The 16,579-nt window shown below is 61.3% G+C and carries 16 protein-coding genes and 2 pseudogenes; 4 read left to right on the forward strand and 14 right to left on the reverse strand.

Annotation, left to right across the window (positions count from 1 at the left end; genetic code table 11):
* Window positions 1–122: 122 nt before the first annotated feature.
* The 4 genes from M5C98_RS13560 to M5C98_RS13575 form a co-directional block, all read right to left on the reverse strand.
* The gene (locus M5C98_RS13560; RefSeq protein WP_272547961.1) at window positions 123–914 is read right to left on the reverse strand and encodes an SDR family oxidoreductase; all 792 of its coding nucleotides are present in this window, start codon (window positions 912–914) and stop codon (window positions 123–125) included.
* Between the two features lie 112 nt (window positions 915–1,026).
* The gene (locus M5C98_RS13565) at window positions 1,027–2,883 is read right to left on the reverse strand and encodes an acyl-CoA dehydrogenase (protein WP_272547962.1); all 1,857 of its coding nucleotides are present in this window, start codon (window positions 2,881–2,883) and stop codon (window positions 1,027–1,029) included.
* Between the two features lie 145 nt (window positions 2,884–3,028).
* Entirely contained in the window at window positions 3,029–4,204 is a 1,176-nt protein-coding gene (locus M5C98_RS13570) for an acetyl-CoA C-acyltransferase (protein ID WP_272547963.1), read from the reverse strand.
* A 49-nt stretch (window positions 4,205–4,253) separates the two neighbouring features.
* Window positions 4,254–6,353 carry a 3-hydroxyacyl-CoA dehydrogenase NAD-binding domain-containing protein gene (locus tag M5C98_RS13575; protein WP_272547964.1) on the reverse strand — a complete coding sequence of 700 codons (2,100 nt, stop codon included), beginning with the start codon at window positions 6,351–6,353 and terminating at the stop codon, window positions 4,254–4,256.
* Window positions 6,354–6,650: 297 nt separating this feature from the next.
* On the opposite strand from M5C98_RS13575, the gene M5C98_RS13580 reads away from it, so the two are divergent.
* Both M5C98_RS13580 and M5C98_RS13585 read left to right on the forward strand, forming a co-directional pair.
* Window positions 6,651–7,010, forward strand: a complete 360-nt coding sequence (locus M5C98_RS13580; RefSeq protein ID WP_272547965.1) for a hypothetical protein — start codon at window positions 6,651–6,653, stop codon at window positions 7,008–7,010.
* A 16-nt stretch (window positions 7,011–7,026) separates the two neighbouring features.
* On the forward strand, window positions 7,027–7,674 hold the full coding sequence (locus tag M5C98_RS13585) for a hypothetical protein (protein WP_272547966.1): 648 nt from the start codon (window positions 7,027–7,029) through the stop codon (window positions 7,672–7,674).
* A gap of 309 nt (window positions 7,675–7,983) precedes the next feature.
* On the opposite strand, the pseudogene M5C98_RS13590 reads toward M5C98_RS13585, so the two are convergent.
* The 3 genes and pseudogenes from M5C98_RS13590 to M5C98_RS13600 all read right to left on the reverse strand — a co-directional run.
* Window positions 7,984–8,154, reverse strand: a pseudogene (locus M5C98_RS13590) (ABC transporter ATP-binding protein); the annotation flags it as partial.
* Window positions 8,149–8,301, reverse strand: a pseudogene (locus M5C98_RS13595) (ABC transporter ATP-binding protein); the annotation flags it as partial. The pseudogenes M5C98_RS13590 and M5C98_RS13595, both read right to left, overlap by 6 nt.
* Window positions 8,301–8,534, reverse strand: a complete 234-nt coding sequence (locus M5C98_RS13600) for a hypothetical protein (RefSeq protein ID WP_272547967.1) — start codon at window positions 8,532–8,534, stop codon at window positions 8,301–8,303. The pseudogene M5C98_RS13595 and the gene M5C98_RS13600, both read right to left, overlap by 1 nt.
* Between M5C98_RS13600 and M5C98_RS13605 the strand changes: the two genes are divergently transcribed.
* Both M5C98_RS13605 and M5C98_RS13610 read left to right on the forward strand, forming a co-directional pair.
* Entirely contained in the window at window positions 8,523–9,248 is a 726-nt protein-coding gene (locus M5C98_RS13605; protein ID WP_272547968.1) for an NrtA/SsuA/CpmA family ABC transporter substrate-binding protein, read from the forward strand. The genes M5C98_RS13600 and M5C98_RS13605 overlap by 12 nt on opposite strands.
* A complete protein-coding gene (locus M5C98_RS13610; protein ID WP_272547969.1) occupies window positions 9,245–11,458 on the forward strand; it encodes a molybdopterin-dependent oxidoreductase in 2,214 nt (737 codons plus the stop codon). Before M5C98_RS13605 ends, M5C98_RS13610 begins: the two co-directional genes overlap by 4 nt.
* 497 nt (window positions 11,459–11,955) lie before the next feature.
* Here M5C98_RS13610 and M5C98_RS13615 read toward each other — a convergent pair whose 3' ends face one another.
* The 7 genes from M5C98_RS13615 to M5C98_RS13645 form a co-directional block, all read right to left on the reverse strand.
* Complete coding sequence (locus M5C98_RS13615) at window positions 11,956–12,282, reverse strand: hypothetical protein (protein ID WP_272547970.1); 327 nt, start codon at window positions 12,280–12,282, stop codon at window positions 11,956–11,958.
* Window positions 12,283–12,424: 142 nt separating this feature from the next.
* A complete protein-coding gene (locus M5C98_RS13620; RefSeq protein ID WP_272547971.1) occupies window positions 12,425–12,706 on the reverse strand; it encodes a DUF6980 family protein in 282 nt (93 codons plus the stop codon).
* 95 nt (window positions 12,707–12,801) lie between these two features.
* Window positions 12,802–13,224 carry a hypothetical protein gene (locus M5C98_RS13625; protein ID WP_272547972.1) on the reverse strand — a complete coding sequence of 141 codons (423 nt, stop codon included), beginning with the start codon at window positions 13,222–13,224 and terminating at the stop codon, window positions 12,802–12,804.
* A 363-nt stretch (window positions 13,225–13,587) separates the two neighbouring features.
* Window positions 13,588–14,106: a hypothetical protein gene (locus tag M5C98_RS13630; RefSeq protein WP_272547973.1), complete on the reverse strand. Its 519-nt coding sequence runs from the start codon at window positions 14,104–14,106 to the stop codon at window positions 13,588–13,590.
* A 238-nt stretch (window positions 14,107–14,344) separates the two neighbouring features.
* A complete protein-coding gene (locus tag M5C98_RS13635; RefSeq protein WP_272547974.1) occupies window positions 14,345–14,641 on the reverse strand; it encodes a hypothetical protein in 297 nt (98 codons plus the stop codon).
* Window positions 14,638–15,195, reverse strand: a complete 558-nt coding sequence (locus M5C98_RS13640; RefSeq protein ID WP_272547975.1) for an RHS repeat-associated core domain-containing protein — start codon at window positions 15,193–15,195, stop codon at window positions 14,638–14,640. Before M5C98_RS13640 ends, M5C98_RS13635 begins: the two co-directional genes overlap by 4 nt.
* Entirely contained in the window at window positions 15,176–16,345 is a 1,170-nt protein-coding gene (locus M5C98_RS13645; RefSeq protein ID WP_272547976.1) for a transglutaminase family protein, read from the reverse strand. Before M5C98_RS13645 ends, M5C98_RS13640 begins: the two co-directional genes overlap by 20 nt.
* Window positions 16,346–16,579 lie beyond the last annotated feature (234 nt).

Below are 16,579 nucleotides of genomic sequence, written 5' to 3' on the forward strand. Positions count from 1 at the left end.
GAAAAGCATAGCCCGACCACGGAGGGCGCCGGATGGTTTCGCCGCCGGGCCGCCCCAAGGCGAAACGCGGCCCCCTCGGGGGGCAGGAAGCGACACGCAGTGCGCGACCGTGGGGGCCACACCTAGCCCCCGGTGACGATGCTCACGCCGCCGTCCACAGCCAGCCACTGGCCGGTGATGTGCTTGCCCGCATCGCTGGCATACAGCGCGCACAGGCCCTTCAAATCCTCGTCATCGCCCAGCCGGCCCAGCGGCGCATGGTTGGCGAGGTTTTCCTCGCCCATGGCCTTCAGGGTGCCCACCGTCATCCGGCTCGGGAAGAAGCCCGGGCAGATGGCGTTCACTCGGATGTTGTACTTGCCCCATTCGGCGGCCAGCGCACGGGTGAAGTTGATCACGGCGCCCTTGGAGGTGTTGTAAGCGATGGTGTTCATGCCGCTGGGGTTGCCGCCCAGCCCGGCGATGGAGGCCACGTTGATGATGCTGCCACTGCGCCGCCCGATCATGCTGCGCTTGGCGATCTGCTGGCTCAGGATGAAGTAGCCGCGCACGTTCAGGTTCATCACCTTGTCCCAGGCCTCCACGGGGTGGTCCTCGGCCGGGGCGCCCCAGGCGGCGCCGGCGTTGTTGACGAGGATGTCCACATCGCCCACGCGCTGCAGCGTCTCGTCGGCCAGGCGGCGGATGTCGGCCTCCTGCGCGCAGTCGGCGGCGATCCAGCGGGTGTCGATGCCGGCCTGCTGCAAGGTGGCCGTGGCCTCTTCCAGGTCGGAGGCCTTGCGCGAGCTGAGCACGATGCGCGCGCCGGCCTCGCCCAGCGCCTGCGCCAGCTGCAGCCCCAGCCCGCGCGAGCCGCCGGTGACCAGGGCGGTCTTGCCGGAGAGATCGAACAGTTGTTGGATGGTGCGGGTCATGTCGGGGTCTCCTCGTTGGTGGTGATGGGGGCCGGCGCGGCCTGCGCGGCGCCGGTGCATTGTGCGGCGGGCCGGGCCCCGGCGGTGTCCCGGGGGCGATGGCCGGGCGGGCTCAGAACGCGTCTTCCGGCAGGCTGGCGCAGGTGTCGTCGCGCGTGCGCACCACGTTCAGCCAGGCGCCGATCTTGGGCAGCTCGTAGTGAAAGAAGTAGCGCGCCGCGCCCAGGCGGCCCACGCTCGCGGGCGCGGCCTGCGCGGCATCCGCGCGCAGCGTGGCCAGGGCCACGTCCAGCCACACCCAGGCCAGCACCGTGTGGCCGAAGGCCTGCATGTAGGGCACGGCGTTGGCGAGCGCCTCGGTGGGCTCGCCCGTCGCCCAGGCGGCCTTGGTGGCCGCGCCCACCTGCTGCAGCGCCTGGGCGAGCGCGTTGGCGTGCGCCGCCAGCGCGGGCTGCTGGATGGCCTGCTCCACCGTGGCGTTGATGCGCGCGGCCAGCAGTTGCAGGCCGCGGCCGTTTTCCATCAGCACCTTGCGGCCCAGCAGGTCCAGCGCCTGGATGCCGTGCGTGCCCTCGTGGATCATGTTCAGGCGGTTGTCGCGCCAGTACTGCTCCACGGGAAAGTCGCGCGTGTAGCCGTAGCCGCCGTGGATCTGGATGGCGAGCGAATTGGCCTCCAGGCACCACTCGCTGGGCCAGCTCTTGGCAATGGGCGTCAGCACCTCCAGCAGCAGCCGCGCCTCGTCGGCGTCGGGCGAGGTGCCGGTGTGCTGCTCGTCCACCAGGCGCGCGCAGTACAGGTTGAGCGCCAGCGCGCCCTCGCCGTAGCTCTTTTGCGCCAGCAGCATGCGCTTGATGTCGGCGTGCTCGATCAGGCGCACCTGGGGTGCGCTGGCGTCCTTGCCGGCCTTGCCCAGCAGCCGGCCCTGCGGCCGGTTCTTCGCGTAGTCCAGGCTCGCGTGGTAGCCCGCCAGGCCCAGCATGGTCGCGGCCATGCCGATGGCGATGCGCGCCTCGTTCATCATGTGGAACATGCACCTCAATCCCTCGCCCGGCTGCCCCACCAAGTAGCCGATGGCGCCCGCGCGGCCCTCGACGGGGTAGCTCCCCTCGCCGAAGTTGAGCAGCGTGTTCGTCGTGCCGCGCCAGCCCAGCTTGTGGTTGAGCCCCGCCAGCGCCACGTCGTTGCGCACGCCCGTGAGCTGCCCTTCGGCATCGACCAGCCGCTTGGGCACGATGAACAGCGAGATGCCGCGCGTGCCCGCCACCAGCTTGCCGTCCGGCCCGGGGATCTTGGCCAGCACCAGGTGCACGATGTTCTCGGTCAGTTCGTGGTCGCCGGAGGAGATCCACATCTTGTTGCCGGTGAGGCGGTAGCGCGGGCCCAGCGGGTCCTGCTGCCAGGCATCGCCGTCGCCGTCCGCACCGGCCTGCGCATCCGGCACAGCGCGGGTGGCCACGTCCGACAGCGACGAGCCCGCCTGCGGCTCCGACAGGCACATGGTGCCGGCCCAGCGGCCGTTGAATTCGTTGTGCGCGAACACCTGCTGCTGCGCCGGCGTGCCGTGCGCCATCAGCAGGTTGGCGTTGCCCGAGGTGAGCAGGTTGGAGCCGATGCTGGCCGACGCCGCGGCGAAGAAGCTGTTGGCCGCCGCCTCCACCGTGTAGGGTAGCTGCATGCCGCCCAGCTCGTAATCCTGCGCGGCGCCCAGCAGGCCCGATTCGGCATAGGCGCGGCGCGCCTCGTGCGTGGCCTGCGGCAGGATGACCTTCTCGCCGTCGAAGCGCGGCTCTTCGGTATCGACCAGGCGGTTGAACGGCGCGTACTTCTCGCGGGCGATGCGTTCGCAGGTGTCCAGCACCGCATCGAAGGTTTCGCGCGAATGGTCGGCAAAGCGCTCACGCGCCTGCAGCGCCGGGGCGTCGAGCCATTCGTAGAGCAGGAAGTCAACGGTGGTGCGCAGGCTCATGATGTGGCATCAAATAAGGCCCCGCCGCAATGAATACGGCAGCACCTTGCTACAAAATAAATAGCAAACATCTGTCGCCGCCGGCTTGGGCGCCGGCGGCGCGCTGGTCATAGGAGCACCGCCCCGGGCGTGCCCCCCCCCGGGGTTACAGCACTTCGAAGATGCCGGCCGCGCCCATGCCGCCGCCGATGCACATCGTCACCGCCACGCGCTTGGCCCCGCGGCGCTTGCCTTCGATGAGCGCATGGCCCGTGAGGCGCTGACCGCTCACGCCATACGGGTGGCCCAGGGCGATGGCGCCGCCGTTCACGTTCAGGCGGTCGGCGGGAATGCCCAGTTGGTCGCGGCAGTACAGCACCTGCACGGCGAAGGCCTCGTTCAGCTCCCACAGGTCGATGTCGTTCACCGTGAGGCCCAGATTCTTGAGCACCTTGGGCACGGCGAACACGGGGCCGATGCCCATCTCGTCGGGCTCGCAGCCCGCCACCGCGAAGCCCAGGAAGCGGCCCAGGGGCTGGAGGCCCTTGCGGCTGGCGTAGTCCTCGCTCACCAGCACGCAGGCGCCGGCACCGTCGGAGAACTGGCTGGCATTGCCAGCCGAGATCACGCCGCCGGGCATGGCCGGGCGGATGCCGCTGATGCCTTCCTTGGTGGTGCCTTCGCGCGTGCCTTCGTCCTTGGAGACCGTCACCTGCTGGGTGATGAGGCCGCGCACCTTGTCGGCCACGCCGGCCGTCACGGTGATGGGGGCGATCTCGTCGTCAAACAAGCCCGCGGCCTGCGCGGCGCAGGCCCGCTGCTGGCTGGCGGCGCCGTATTCGTCCATGGCATCGCGGCCTATCCGATAGCGCTTGGCGACCTGCTCGGCGGTCTCCAGCATGCTCCAGTAGATCTCGGGCTTGGCCTTGGCCAGCGCCAGGTCGCGCAGCATGTGCAGGTTCATCTCCTGCTGCACGCAGGAGATGCTCTCCACGCCGCCGGCCACGTACACGTCGGCCTCGCCGGCGATGATGCGCTGCGCCGCCAGGGCAATCGTCTGCAGGCCCGACGAGCAAAAGCGGTTCACCGTCACGCCCGACACGCTGACCGGCAGGCCGGCGCGCAGCGCGATCTGGCGCGCGATGTTGGCGCCCGTGGCGCCCTCGGGGTTGGCGCAACCCATGATGACGTCTTCCACTTCCGCGCCGTCGATGCCGGCGCGCGCGATGGCGTGCTGCACGGCATGGCCGCCCAGCGTGGCGCCGTGGGTCATGTTGAACGAGCCCTTCCAGCTCTTGGCGAGCGGCGTGCGGGCGGTGGAAACGATCACTGCGGAGGTCATGTGCAATTCCTTGGGATTCGGGGGGACACGTGCGGTGCGGTCGGTCGGGTCAGGAGAAGGCCTTGCCTTCCGCGGCGAGCCGGGCCAACAGCGGCGCGGGCTCCCAGAACTTCGCATCGTCCAGCGGGTTCTGCGCGAAGCGCTTCATGGCCTGCACCACGTTGAACAGGCCCACCTCGTTGGCGTAGTGCATGGGGCCGCCGCGGTGGATCGGAAAGCCGTAGCCGGTGAGGTACACCATGTCGATGTCGCCCGACTTGCCGGCGATGCCGTCCTCCAGGATGTGCGCGCCTTCGTTCACCAGCGAGAACACCAGGCGCTGCACGATCTCTTCGTCCGAGATCTTGCGCGGCGTGATGCCCAGGGCCTTGCGGTGGTCTTCGATCATGCGGTTGACCACGTCGCTCGGGATCGCATCGCGCTTGCCGGCCTGGTAGTCGTACCAGCCCGCGCCGGTCTTCTGGCCGTAGCGGCCCATCTCGCACAGCAGGTCGGCGGTCTTGCTGTACTTCATGTCCGGCTTTTCCTGGTAGCGGCGCTTGCGGATCGCCCAGCCGATGTCGTTGCCGGCCAGGTCGCCCATGCGGAACGGGCCCATGGCGAAGCCGAACTTCTCCACCGCCTTGTCCACTTGGCTCGGCGTGGCGCCCTCCTCGATCAGGAAGCCCGCCTGGCGGCTGTACTGCTCGATCATGCGGTTGCCGATGAAGCCGTCGCACACGCCCGAGACCACGGCGGTCTTCTTGATCTTCTTGGCCAGGGCCATCACCGTGGCCAGCACGTCCTTGGCGGTGGCCTGGCCGCGCACCACTTCCAGCAGCTTCATCACGTTGGCAGGGCTGAAGAAGTGCATGCCCACCACGTCCTGCGGGCGCTTCGTGAAGCCGGCGATCTTGTCCACGTCCAGCGTGGAGGTGTTGGACGCCAGGATCGCGCCGGGCTTGGCCACGGCATCGAGCTGCTTGAACACGGCCTCTTTCACGCCCAGCTCTTCGAACACGGCCTCGATGAGGAGGTCGGCATCTTTCAAGTCGGCATAGTCGAGCGTGGTGGCGAGCAGGCCCATCCGCTGCTGGTACTTGTCTTCCTTGAGCTTGCCCTTCTTGACCTGCGACTCGTAGTTCTTCTTGATGGTGGCGATGCCACGGTCCAGCGCCTCCTGCTTGGTCTCCAGGATGGTGACGGGAATGCCGGCGTTCAAAAAGTTCATGGCGATGCCGCCGCCCATGGTGCCGGCGCCGATCACGCCCACCTTGCGGATGTCGCGCTTGGGCGTGTCGGAGGGCACGTCGGCGATCTTGCTCGCGGCGCGCTCGGCCATGAACAGGTGGCGCAGCGCGCGCGATTCGGGCGTCCACATCAGGTTGATGAACAGCTCGCGCTCGTAGGCGATGCCATCGGCGAACTTGCGCTTGGTGGCGGCCTCGACGGCGTCCACGCATTTTTCGGGCGCCGGGAAGTTCTTCGCCATGCCCTTAACCATGTTGCGCGCGAACTGGAAGTACGCATCGCCCTCAGGGTGCTTGCACGGCAGGTTGCGCACCAGCGGCAGCGGACGCACGTCAGCCACGCTCTGGGCGAAGGCCAGGGCCTCGGCGGCCAGCGCCTCGGGCGAGGCCACCAGCTTGTCGAACAGCTTCTGGCCGGGAATGGAGCCGATCAGCTCGCTCTTGACGGTCTCGCCGCTCACGATCATGTTGAGCGCGGCTTCCACGCCCAGCACGCGCGGCAGGCGCTGCGTGCCGCCGGCGCCGGGCAGCAGGCCCAGCTTGACCTCGGGCAGCGCCACGCTGCAGCCCGGCGCGGCGATGCGGTAGTGGCAGCCCAGCGCCAGCTCCAGCCCGCCGCCCATGCACACCGAGTGGATGGCCGCCACCACGGGCTTGGCCGAGTTCTCCACCGCCAGGATCACCGATTGCAGGTTGGGCTCCTGCAGCGCCTTGTCGGTGCCGAACTCCTTGATGTCGGCCCCGCCGGAGAACGCCCCACCGGCGCCCGTGATGACGATGGCGCGGACGGCTGCGTCGGCATTGGCACGCGCCAGCCCGTCGGCCACGCCCTGGCGGGTGGCATGGCCCAGGCCATTGACGGGAGGGTTGTCGAGCGTGATCACGGCCACATCGCCGTGGACTTGGTACTCAGCGGTCATTGCTTGTCCCTTGGTTTGATCTAGAAAACTAGAAAAGAACGATCGTGCTTTTGATTCTAGAGAGTCCGGGCGCGGATGCCAGCCAATGTTGTCCCGGCTGGGACAGAAAACGCGGCGGCCCCGCAGGTGAATCACGGCCACGGCAGACACCCTGTCACATTGTTTCGAAAGGTTTCGATGGTTGGGGCCCCAGCGCGGGCGCGGGTGGCGCAACCCCGGCCCCGCGGGCGCAGGCTCAGGGCCAGCGCGCCTGCAGCCAATCCCGCACAGTTGTGGCAGGCCCATGGGCGCGGCGATATGGTAGCCCTGGCCTTCGCCGCAGCCAATGCGCAGCAGCGCATAGCTGGCGGCGTCCTCGATGCCTTCGGCCATCACTTGCAGGCCCAGTTGGTGCCCCAGCCTCACGACCGTCTCGGCAATCCGCGCGCCTTACGCACCAGTAGTGGGTTGGCACACGAAGCTGCGGTCGAGCTTGAATCGGCGGGCGGTTCATCGATTTATTGCTACAGGAAGCCTTGCGACAAACATTCCGTCACTGACAGCTTTCGCATCGAAGCGGCACCGCGTGTAGCCATGAGATTCTTTCGGAATGGGAAACAGCTCTTCGCAGCATCGCTCCTCAATTTCTGTGCCGGGCCCATGCTTGCGACCTTCTAACTAACAAATATTCTCCATGCTTAGCAGTTCCATTAAATCGTCCAGTAGTAACTCCACGCGTTCCCAGACGCTTGAGGAGACGCAACGCCATACAAAACAAGCCGCCGGTTCGTCGGGACCATCAGCAAAACTGGCTCATCCCGAACTCCAAGGAATGCCAGCAGCCAAGCGCACGGCACCAATGCCGATGCAAGCGCGAGCCGAGAGCCCGTTAGCCCAGAAAACACGGCTCACCCAGACTTTCGACGCACAGCGCCATGGCATCGCCGAACAAGCAGGTCCGTCCAATGACCCTCACCGGGTTGCACTCGATAAACTGCAGGCGCGCGGCTTCATGCCGGCTGTTGGAGGGATAGAAATTCCGCTCACGCCCCACTCTCTCCCGGGCGGAGGCAAGCGGGTCCGAACAACTGGCGCTTCTTCATCGAACAATGTCAATGTCGTCCCTAGTCGCGAGGTCGCCCAGCAGCTTCGACAGTCCATAGAAGACACGCAGCTATTGATTCAAACTGTGACCGAAGATCTTGCACAAGCCGTAGAAGACGGCAATCCGAATGAAATAGAAATCAACCGGGAACTACTCACCAATGCACGTTTTGACCTACAAAATTACACCCAACAATATAGGGCGCTTGGAGAAGAAAGCCGTCGAAGAAACCGTTGAATTCCAATAGACACATTGTCAGTGCATGGCCTTTCACTGTTGGTAAGCACAAGTACGCCCCCGTCGATTGTTGATGGCCCGCGAGCATTTGAGGGAGGCATCGCCGGCTCATCTGCAGGGTAACGGCGAGCATCGCATCTTGACTGTGAGTCGCGGTGTGGTCCGGCGGCAAACCTCCACAAACAGCCGCGGAAACGCCCCCGCGTCGCTGAAAACTTTGAAAGTCACTGCGTAATGACCACGGATTCGTGCTGCGATGGCAAAGCCCCGGAAACGGCCCGGCCGTCGATCTGCGGCGTTGCAAGGCTGCTATACCTCTAGCCACTCCTTGCGCACCGCCGTGTTTTCGCGCAGGCCTTCGGGCGTGCCGTCGAACACGATGCTGCCGTGGCCCATGGCCAGGGCCCGGTCGGAGATGCGCATGGCGAGGGTGAGCTTCTGCTCGATGATCAGCACCGACTCGCCGCTCGCGCGGATGGTGGATTTGTCTGCGCCGTTGGGGCCAATGATGGCCACGCGCTCGCCTGCCTTCACGGCCAAGTTGGCGCCGCAGATGATTTCGGTCTTACCGAAGCGCTTGCGCAGATCGCGCAACTCCAGCGTCGGAATTCCTTCTGCGACCGCCATCATGCGCTCCTCCCTTTACCGGCCACGCCCAGTTGCATGACGCGCTCGATCGCTTCCTGCGTAGCGCTCCACCGCTTCGCGAAGTTCCGTCGGCAGACCTCGAAGAGCCCGATTTCCACGGCGAACACGAGGCCTGTGGCGATCCAGGTCGAGGTGCTGCGCGCATCGAGCACGGCGCCGAGAGAGTTCATCTCCGGCCCGAGCGCCGCATTGAGTTGCAGGTGGTAGGTCATCTCGGTAATGGCGGCAGCACCACGCCCGCGCTGGCCGCCATGATCGCGGGATCGCCGCTGGTGTTCACGCAGTTCGCCATCGTGGAGCCGCGCAGCACGGCCATCATCGCCAAGGACGGCTCGGGCATCGACAAGGTGCAGGACCTGGTGGGCAAGTCGGTGGCGGTCAACCGCTCGGGCCTGGGCGAATTCCTGCTGGTGGCGGCCCTGGAAAAGCACGGCATCGACCGCAGCCAGGTCAAGTTCGTGTACCTGAACCCACCCGACGCCGGCCCCGCCTTCGCGCAGGGCAAGATCGACGCCTGGTCGATGTGGAGCCCGGGCGTGGACATCGCCCGCACCGAGTACAAGGCGCACGACGTGTTCTTCGAGGGGCGCGACCTCGACTTCCTGATCGACTTCAACTCCTACGTCACCCACCGCAAGTTCGCCGAAGAGAACACCGCCATCGTGCACGCCGTGAATGCTGCCTACGCTGCCGAAGCCCAATGGGCCACGCAGAACGCGGCCGAGGCCGAGGCGCTCTACCAGCAGGACGCCAACTACAGCGATGCCGTGCGCGCCTCGCTGCTCAAGCTGCAGCGCCGCTGGGAGCTGCACGGCGTGAACGACGCGGCCTTCCTCCAGAAATTCCAGAACGCCGCCGACTGGCTGTCGCAGCGCAAGATCCTGCAGCAGAAGGTGCAGGTCAAGGACTACCTGGCCCGGCTGTGACCGCCGCGGCCCCCGCCCATCCCGCCCACGCGCCCCACGACACGGGCTTCACCGCCACGCACTGGGGCGTGTACCGGCCCATCGTCGAAGGCGGGCGACTGGTCGGCATGGCACCCGCGCCGTGGGACGCCGCGCCCTCGCCCATCGGCCAGTCCCTGCCCGGCGCCATCGACTCGCCCACCCGCGTGCGCCGGCCCGCCGTGCGCCGCAGCTTCCTGGACCCGGCCACGCGGCACACCAGCGGCCACCTGCGCGGGCGCGAGCCCTTCGTCGAACTGCCGTGGGACGAGGCGCTGGACCTGGTGGCCGGCGAACTGCGCCGCGTGCGCACCGCCCACGGCAACGAGGCCCTCTTCGGCGGCAGCTACGGCTGGTCGAGCGCGGGGCGCTTTCACCATGCGCAGAGCCAGCTGCACCGCTTCCTGAACGGCTTCGGCGGCTACATCGCCAGCAAGGACAGCTACAGCCTGGGCGCCGGCCGCGTGCTGCTGCCGCACATCGTCGATGGCATGGACGCGCTGCTGCAGCACCACACCGCGTGGGACGTGCTGGCCGAGCACTGCGAGCTGTTCGTGGCCTTCGGCGGCCTGCCCTTGCGCAACACGCAGGTGAGCCCCGGCGGCGCGAGCGACCACGGCGCGGCACCGGCCCTCGCCCGCATGGCGGCGGGCGGGCGCACGGCCTTCGTCAACATCAGCCCGGCGCGCGACGACCTGGCGGCCGTGCCTGCGGCCGAGTGGCTGCCGATCCAGCCCGGCACCGATACGGCCTTGATGATGGGCCTGGCCCACGTGCTGGTCACCGAGGGCCTGCACGACGCCGCCTTCTGCGCGCGCTACACAGTGGGCTTCGACCGGGTGCGCGACGCCCTGCTGGGCCATGGTGCCGACGGCACCGCCAAGACGCCCGAGTGGGCCGCCGCGCACACCGGCATCGCCGCTGCCGACATCGTGGCCCTGGCGCGGCGCATGGCCCGACACCGCACGCTCATCAACTGCACCTATTCGCTGCAGCGCGCGCGGCACGGCGAGCAACCGTTCTGGATGGCCGTCACCCTGGCCGCGCTGCTGGGCCAGATCGGCCTGCCCGGCGGCGGCTTCGGCCTGGGGTACGGCTGCATGAACTACATCGGCAGCGGGCACGGCAGCTTCTCGGGCGCGCGCCTGCCGCAGGGGCACAACCCGGTGAGCGCCTTCATTCCCGTGGCGCGCATCGCCGACATGCTGCTGCAGCCCGGCGAGCCCTTCGACTACAACGGCGCCCGCCACCGCTATCCCCAAGCCCGCCTGCTGTACTGGGCCGGCGGCAACGTGTTCCACCACCACCAGGACCTGAACCGCACCATCGAGGCGTGGCAGCGGCCCGAGACCATCGTCACGCACGAACAGGTGTGGACGGCGCAGGCCAAATACTCCGACATCGTGCTGCCCGCCACCACCTCGCTGGAGCGCGACGACATCGGCAGCGCCGGCAGCGAGCCGCGCATGATCGCCATGCGCGCCGCCATCACGCCCGTGGGCGAGGCCCGCGACGACTACGCCATCTTCCGCGCCCTGGCCGCGCGGCTGGGCTTCGAAGCCGCCTACACCGAAGGGCGCGACACCATGCAATGGCTGCGCCACCTGTACGAAGCCGCCCGCCCGCGCGCCGAAGCGGCGGGCATCACCCTGCCCGGCTTCGACGCGTTCTGGAGCGCCGGCCAGCTCGAACTGCCCCGGCCCGCCGCGCCCGTGGTGCTGCTGGAGCGCTTTCGGCAAGACCCGGCCGCGCACCCGCTGCCCACGCCCTCGGGGCGCATCGAGCTGTTCTCGCAGACCATCGACCGCTTCGGCTATGCGGACTGCCCGGGCCAGGCCACGTGGTTCGCGCCCGAGGCATCAGCCTGGCCCATCCACCTGCTGTCTCACCAGCCTGCGGCGCGGCTGCACAGCCAATACGACCACGGCAGCGTGAGCCGCGCCACCAAGGTGCAAGGCCGCGAGCCGATCACGTTGAGCCGAGCCGATGCACTGCGGCGCGGGATTGCCCAAGGCGACGTGGTGCGTGTGTTCAACGCCCACGGCGCGTTCCTGGCCGGGGCGGTGCTCAGCGACGGCCTGCGGCCCGGCGTGGCTCAGATCGCCACGGGCGCGTGGTACGACCCGCTGGACCCGCAGGTGGCGGGGAGTTTGGACAAGCATGGAATCCCAACCTGGTCACGCCGGATATGAGGAGCTCCAGACTTTCGCAGGGGTGCGCGGCGCAGAGCGCGCGCGTGGAGGTGTCGCTGTGGAAGGGGGCGTTGCCGGAGGTGACGGCTTTTGAACCGCCGGAGCGTGTGGGGGTGGAGGTCGTTGTCGATCCGAAGTGATGGGCGGGGCCAAGGCACAAAACCAGGCTTTAAGCCCAATCGGCCTCCACCGCAATCAGCACTAGGGGGTATAGCTATCAATTAAATAGCAAACCTCCCAACAACGCTTGGGGCGAAGCAAGCAAGTAAACGGCTGGGGCGACCGATGCATTGACGGTCATCAGGCACGGTGACGAGAAGCTCGGCGGAAGAACAGTCCAGTGGGAAACCTCTCAAAACCTCCGAATTTGCAGGTTTGATCGTCGTAACTCATTGATTCATAAGGGCTTCGAAGGGCTTGGATCGGGGTTTTGAGAGGTTCCCAGCGGTCTTACGGGCTTTTCACTTTGACCGTGGCAAATGATGGCCCGCTCCCCATCATTGAGCCGACGACGTGTTCATATTCCTGCCGTGTCGACGATCCATCTCCTGAATCGCGAACATCAACTCCCCAATCAATTCTGCACAAACTATTTCATTTTTCGATTGATAAGCCAGCCCAAACTCTTCCTCATCGGGATCGAAAAACAAAATGCAACTATTGCTGTTGGCAATTTTGTAGGCCAGTTTATTCGGTCGCTCAAATAACTCGAAAAGCGAGGCGCCCGTGCGGCATTCCTGGAAATATTGAACCAATACCAAATGCACGTTAGATTTGCAGAAAATATTCAGGAAATTTTCCAAATCGTTTTCCAGACTTTTCATGGAATTATCTGCATTTTTTCGGCCGACAAAGGGCGAATATTCATTCACTGGATCAATGAGAAATCAATTACGCCCCATCATCAATAAAATTATCAGCAGCTGTTCCGCCAGGCTTCGCGTAAGCATGATTGACGTAAATTATTTAAACCCCAATGTTCAAATATAATTTATCTATTTTATATTTATCATTCACCCACCAAGCTTCAGATTGCATTTCTAGAGGAATATCATCCTCCGGCTCCAACCCAATCCGATCCAAGACTTCAAACCAAACCTCCCGCAGAGACGATGACAGTTTTTTTCCACACCATGGGCAAAAGTCAATCACCTGATAGCTCCCCCCACCCACGTAGTTGATTCCGTATTCTCTGAATTTTGGAATAAATTCCAAATTGAAATCATCAGAAATTACTTGATCACACATTGCTGCGCAGCAGTGTCGAAAAACTCCATTTAATAATCACCAAGCCACATTCCATCCTCCACCTACCGTACTCCATTTTCGCAGTCATTTATATTTTAATTATTATTTGAGATGGCTTTTAATTGAACTTTCATGAGCCCTTCAATCGCCTTATAGTCATAAAACGCTTGCACCATTAGATTTGAATGGAAATTTAAAACATGATTTCTAATTTCCTCCTCATTTTTAAATGCGCCGCTATCTTGCAATTTTTTAATTAACAAAGGCTGTAAAATCCAATTTCTACCAACCTTACTCAGAGACCATGGAAAATCACCCTTGTAACTGTCCAACAATGAAGCCAAGCAAGAAATAAGACGATTTTCCAGATGATCGTCTACGGTATTTTTATCAAATCGCCAAACAGCAACTGGCAGTACAAATCCGATCTGCTCAGGCTTCAATACGGGATATCGAAACCATTCTAATTTGGCAACGCCTTCCAGAGCATCAATAACACCCCTGCCAAAACCTTTCATTTGATTACCGCTTCAGGATTTAACTGCTGAATCATTCGCATTCAATCGCTAAGAGAGCTGAAATGCTATTTAAGCGCGCGTCATACATATTTTCGTCGTTTTCTAAACCACCTTGGCATTTGGTGCATGCAGCGCATTCGGACCACGAAATGGTCGACTCACACTAGGCCTATTAATTGGCGACAGTAGAGAAAGACCTGCAAGCCAACCGCCTCAGCCCCTCCCGTTTTGAAATATTTTTCAAATACTTTGGAGAAATTATTATCTTTCGAATCAAGAAATGCTTATCTGACATTTTATCAATATTCCTAGCCATGGATAGAACAGCCTTTGCCTAGATTTGGATTGGGCATCCAGTTACTATCAACTCCTTACAAACCTTTCAATCAAAGCAATCTGGATATCAATCTCGGTTTTCTCAGCTTCATTGATCGATCTAATCTCATCAAGAGTCAACGCATTTATTTCCTCAAGAACGTATATGAAATTAATAACTTTTGAAAAATCTAAATGAGTATTTTCTTTAAAAATCTCACCCAAAACCAACTCCGCATTAAAACAAAGCGAATCCAGACTCAAAGAACCATTGCGATAGCCAGCAATTAATTCAAACAACTTTTCTTTATTCATTTTCACCCCCCTAGCAGCACAAGAATTACTTGGAGGCCCATTTCTAACAGTAATGACATTACCAGTTATCGAATTCGTCACAACCGTTATATTATTTACAGGGTCGTGAAACTGGGTGGTATTTGGTCGCGAGCCTGGATTCTGCCGCCCATAGAGCAGAGTATCTATTACTGCCGAAGGATAAACCCCACGCCCTTGCATTCGATCAAAAGCGTGCTCCGAGAAAGGACGACTATTAATTTCGCCAGGCAAATTTGATCCAGGCCGCACTTCAACAGGTGTGCACGTTGATCCTATCTGTGGATTAGGTAGTGGAAGGTTCCACCCACCATCCAGCCCGATTGGATCAGCCTGTATTACTGCCCGCCTTCCCAGTCGTAATAGCGATTCAGGTTGTACGCTAGTCCCGTCTCTTCATCCCACACCTGCCCTGGACCTTGTACGTTTCGACTTGTATGTAATGGATTTAATTAAAGCCATCCTCAACCTCCTAACATCTTTTCTTCATTTCCTGTAGAGCATAAGCCAGTGATCCAACCAATTCTGTATTGGTAACCTCCCCCACAGTCAAATACGCAAGGCCAAACTCCTCCTCATCAGGATCAAAAATTAGCAAAAGACTCCTATTTTGAGCGATTTTGTAAATTATTTTATTTTGAAGATCAAATACCTTCATTAAAACAGCATTAACCCTATTAGAAAGCAAAAAATCAGTTAATTCCGATTTTTCGCTTAAACTGCAAAATTCATCCAAAAATTTATCAAGCTCTTGTTCTATTTTTCTCATGGCATACAAATTTGCGGGTTATCAACAGAATTAGGACCAAGAGCTGGGTGAAAATGTGGACTCACATGATCACGTCTACCGTGATTCGTCACGTCTGTTCTACCCAAAAAACGCCCATTTGCATCAAACGTAGCTCCCTGTGTGTATGTACCTGAACGGCCTGACCTTGTTCCTAAGGTCGTATGAGCACCAACAGCATCAGGTAACGGTAGGTAATCAGTAGTCTTTGGATCTCTGGGAGGACCACCTTTGGAAGATGAGGTAAAAGCGCTCCTCCCTCCGCCTCCCGACATACCACCGCCACCTCCCTCCAGCGGCTCAAAATCTTTAGGGTTGCGTATTCCTTTAACCAATCCAGTAGGATCAATATTATTAATGGGATTGGCATCTACATATACGAATCGATTCAATCCCCCCTCTAGCCCAATCGGATCGGCCTGTATATATCGTGCTAGTGCAGGCCCCTGTGCTACTAAACTCAAAAAAATCACAAGCAAGATGTATTTAAACCATTTCATTACCATTCTCCCTCTGCTAATTTTGAAATTTTGCATTTGCGCCGTATCCAGTTTTGGCAGAAATTTCCAACGGCCGCCAACCCAGCCCATAAGCCCGATCATAAATTGACTCGAGTTGATCATTCAGCATCAGGAGCCGCGGTCGCTCGTTAATCGGAATGTCGTTGGCTATAGGATACTTTTTCACAAACTCCTGTCTTCGAATTTCCTGGGTCGCCGCGAACAGATTCAGAAGCGCGCAAATGTCATTGGGACTGTATTTCAACAAAAATTGAGCCATCGCGGCATGCCGATAAGGCTGATCTTGCTTTTCATAAAACGCCATCAGCGTTTCTGCCATGGCGACAATGGCCTCTTTTTTGGGCATGGGCCGCAAGTAAATCCCTGATTTCAGAGCAATGTCGGTCATGGGAGACTGCTGGCGCAGCCAGGCATCGCGCGTGAAGCCGGCGCCGCTGGTCGTTTCCAGGTTGTACAACTTGCCGTCGCTGTCTCGCCATTGCACGAACAGATGGTTGGGGGCGGCAGCCAGGCTCACGTCCAGCCCCAGCCGCTGCCCCAGGAAGATGAACAACAGCGGCATCGAGACACAGTTACCTTTTCTGGTTATCAAGTAGTTGGACAGCAGTTTGTTTTTGATATTGCGTCCGTACGGATCTTCCAGGTCGTATTGAAATGGTCGGCGCTCATTCCATTCATTGGGCTGATAGATGTGAAACCGCAGGGCGTCCAAGGTCAGGCGTTTGGAGGCGCCAACGGGCAGTGCCTTTCGGATCCCTCGCGCCATTTCGTCCAGGCGCGCCAACGTTGCATCGACATCGACACTGGGGTCCATCATTCGGTCGATGACCAATTTGGCTTTGGACAAATCAATGTCGGCCTCTGGGACCTGCAGAAGTTTCTGGATGATTTTTTGGTTTTCATCCGGCGCCTGGCTGATCCGCTGGGCATGGGCCATCGGGGCCAGTGCCAGCAAGAAGAGGGTGGTGGATACCCATCGCTTCAACAAGATCGCCAAGGCTTGCCATGGGGCCCTGGCCGATGGGCTTGATGCATGTTCCGCTTCGCCCCGTCCGCCCCGTAGCCGTTGGGCCAGCGTTGCTAGACCAAGCCTGCCCGGCAACGCACCGCTGCGTTGGGCCTTGCGAACATGGCGGGTGCACGTCCCCGCGAGTTCTGCGCTCATTGAAACCTCCCCGTTTCATTTTTTGTTGGGTCGGATGTTAAGCGCAGAGTGGCCAGTTCCAGCAGACATTACCCACCAAATATTAACTATTTGTCAAATTCTGATGAAAGCAGAGCCACGGGCAGCCTGCGGTGAGCGTTTGTGCTTGAAAGGCGCTCGGGGCCTCATGTATTGGGGAATGGCATTCGGTGCATCGGAACGATAAGTTGCGTAAAAAGCAACTTCACCAACCAT

It is taken from the genome of Acidovorax sp. NCPPB 3576 (assembly GCF_028473605.1).
GTDB lineage: Bacteria > Pseudomonadota > Gammaproteobacteria > Burkholderiales > Burkholderiaceae_C > Paracidovorax.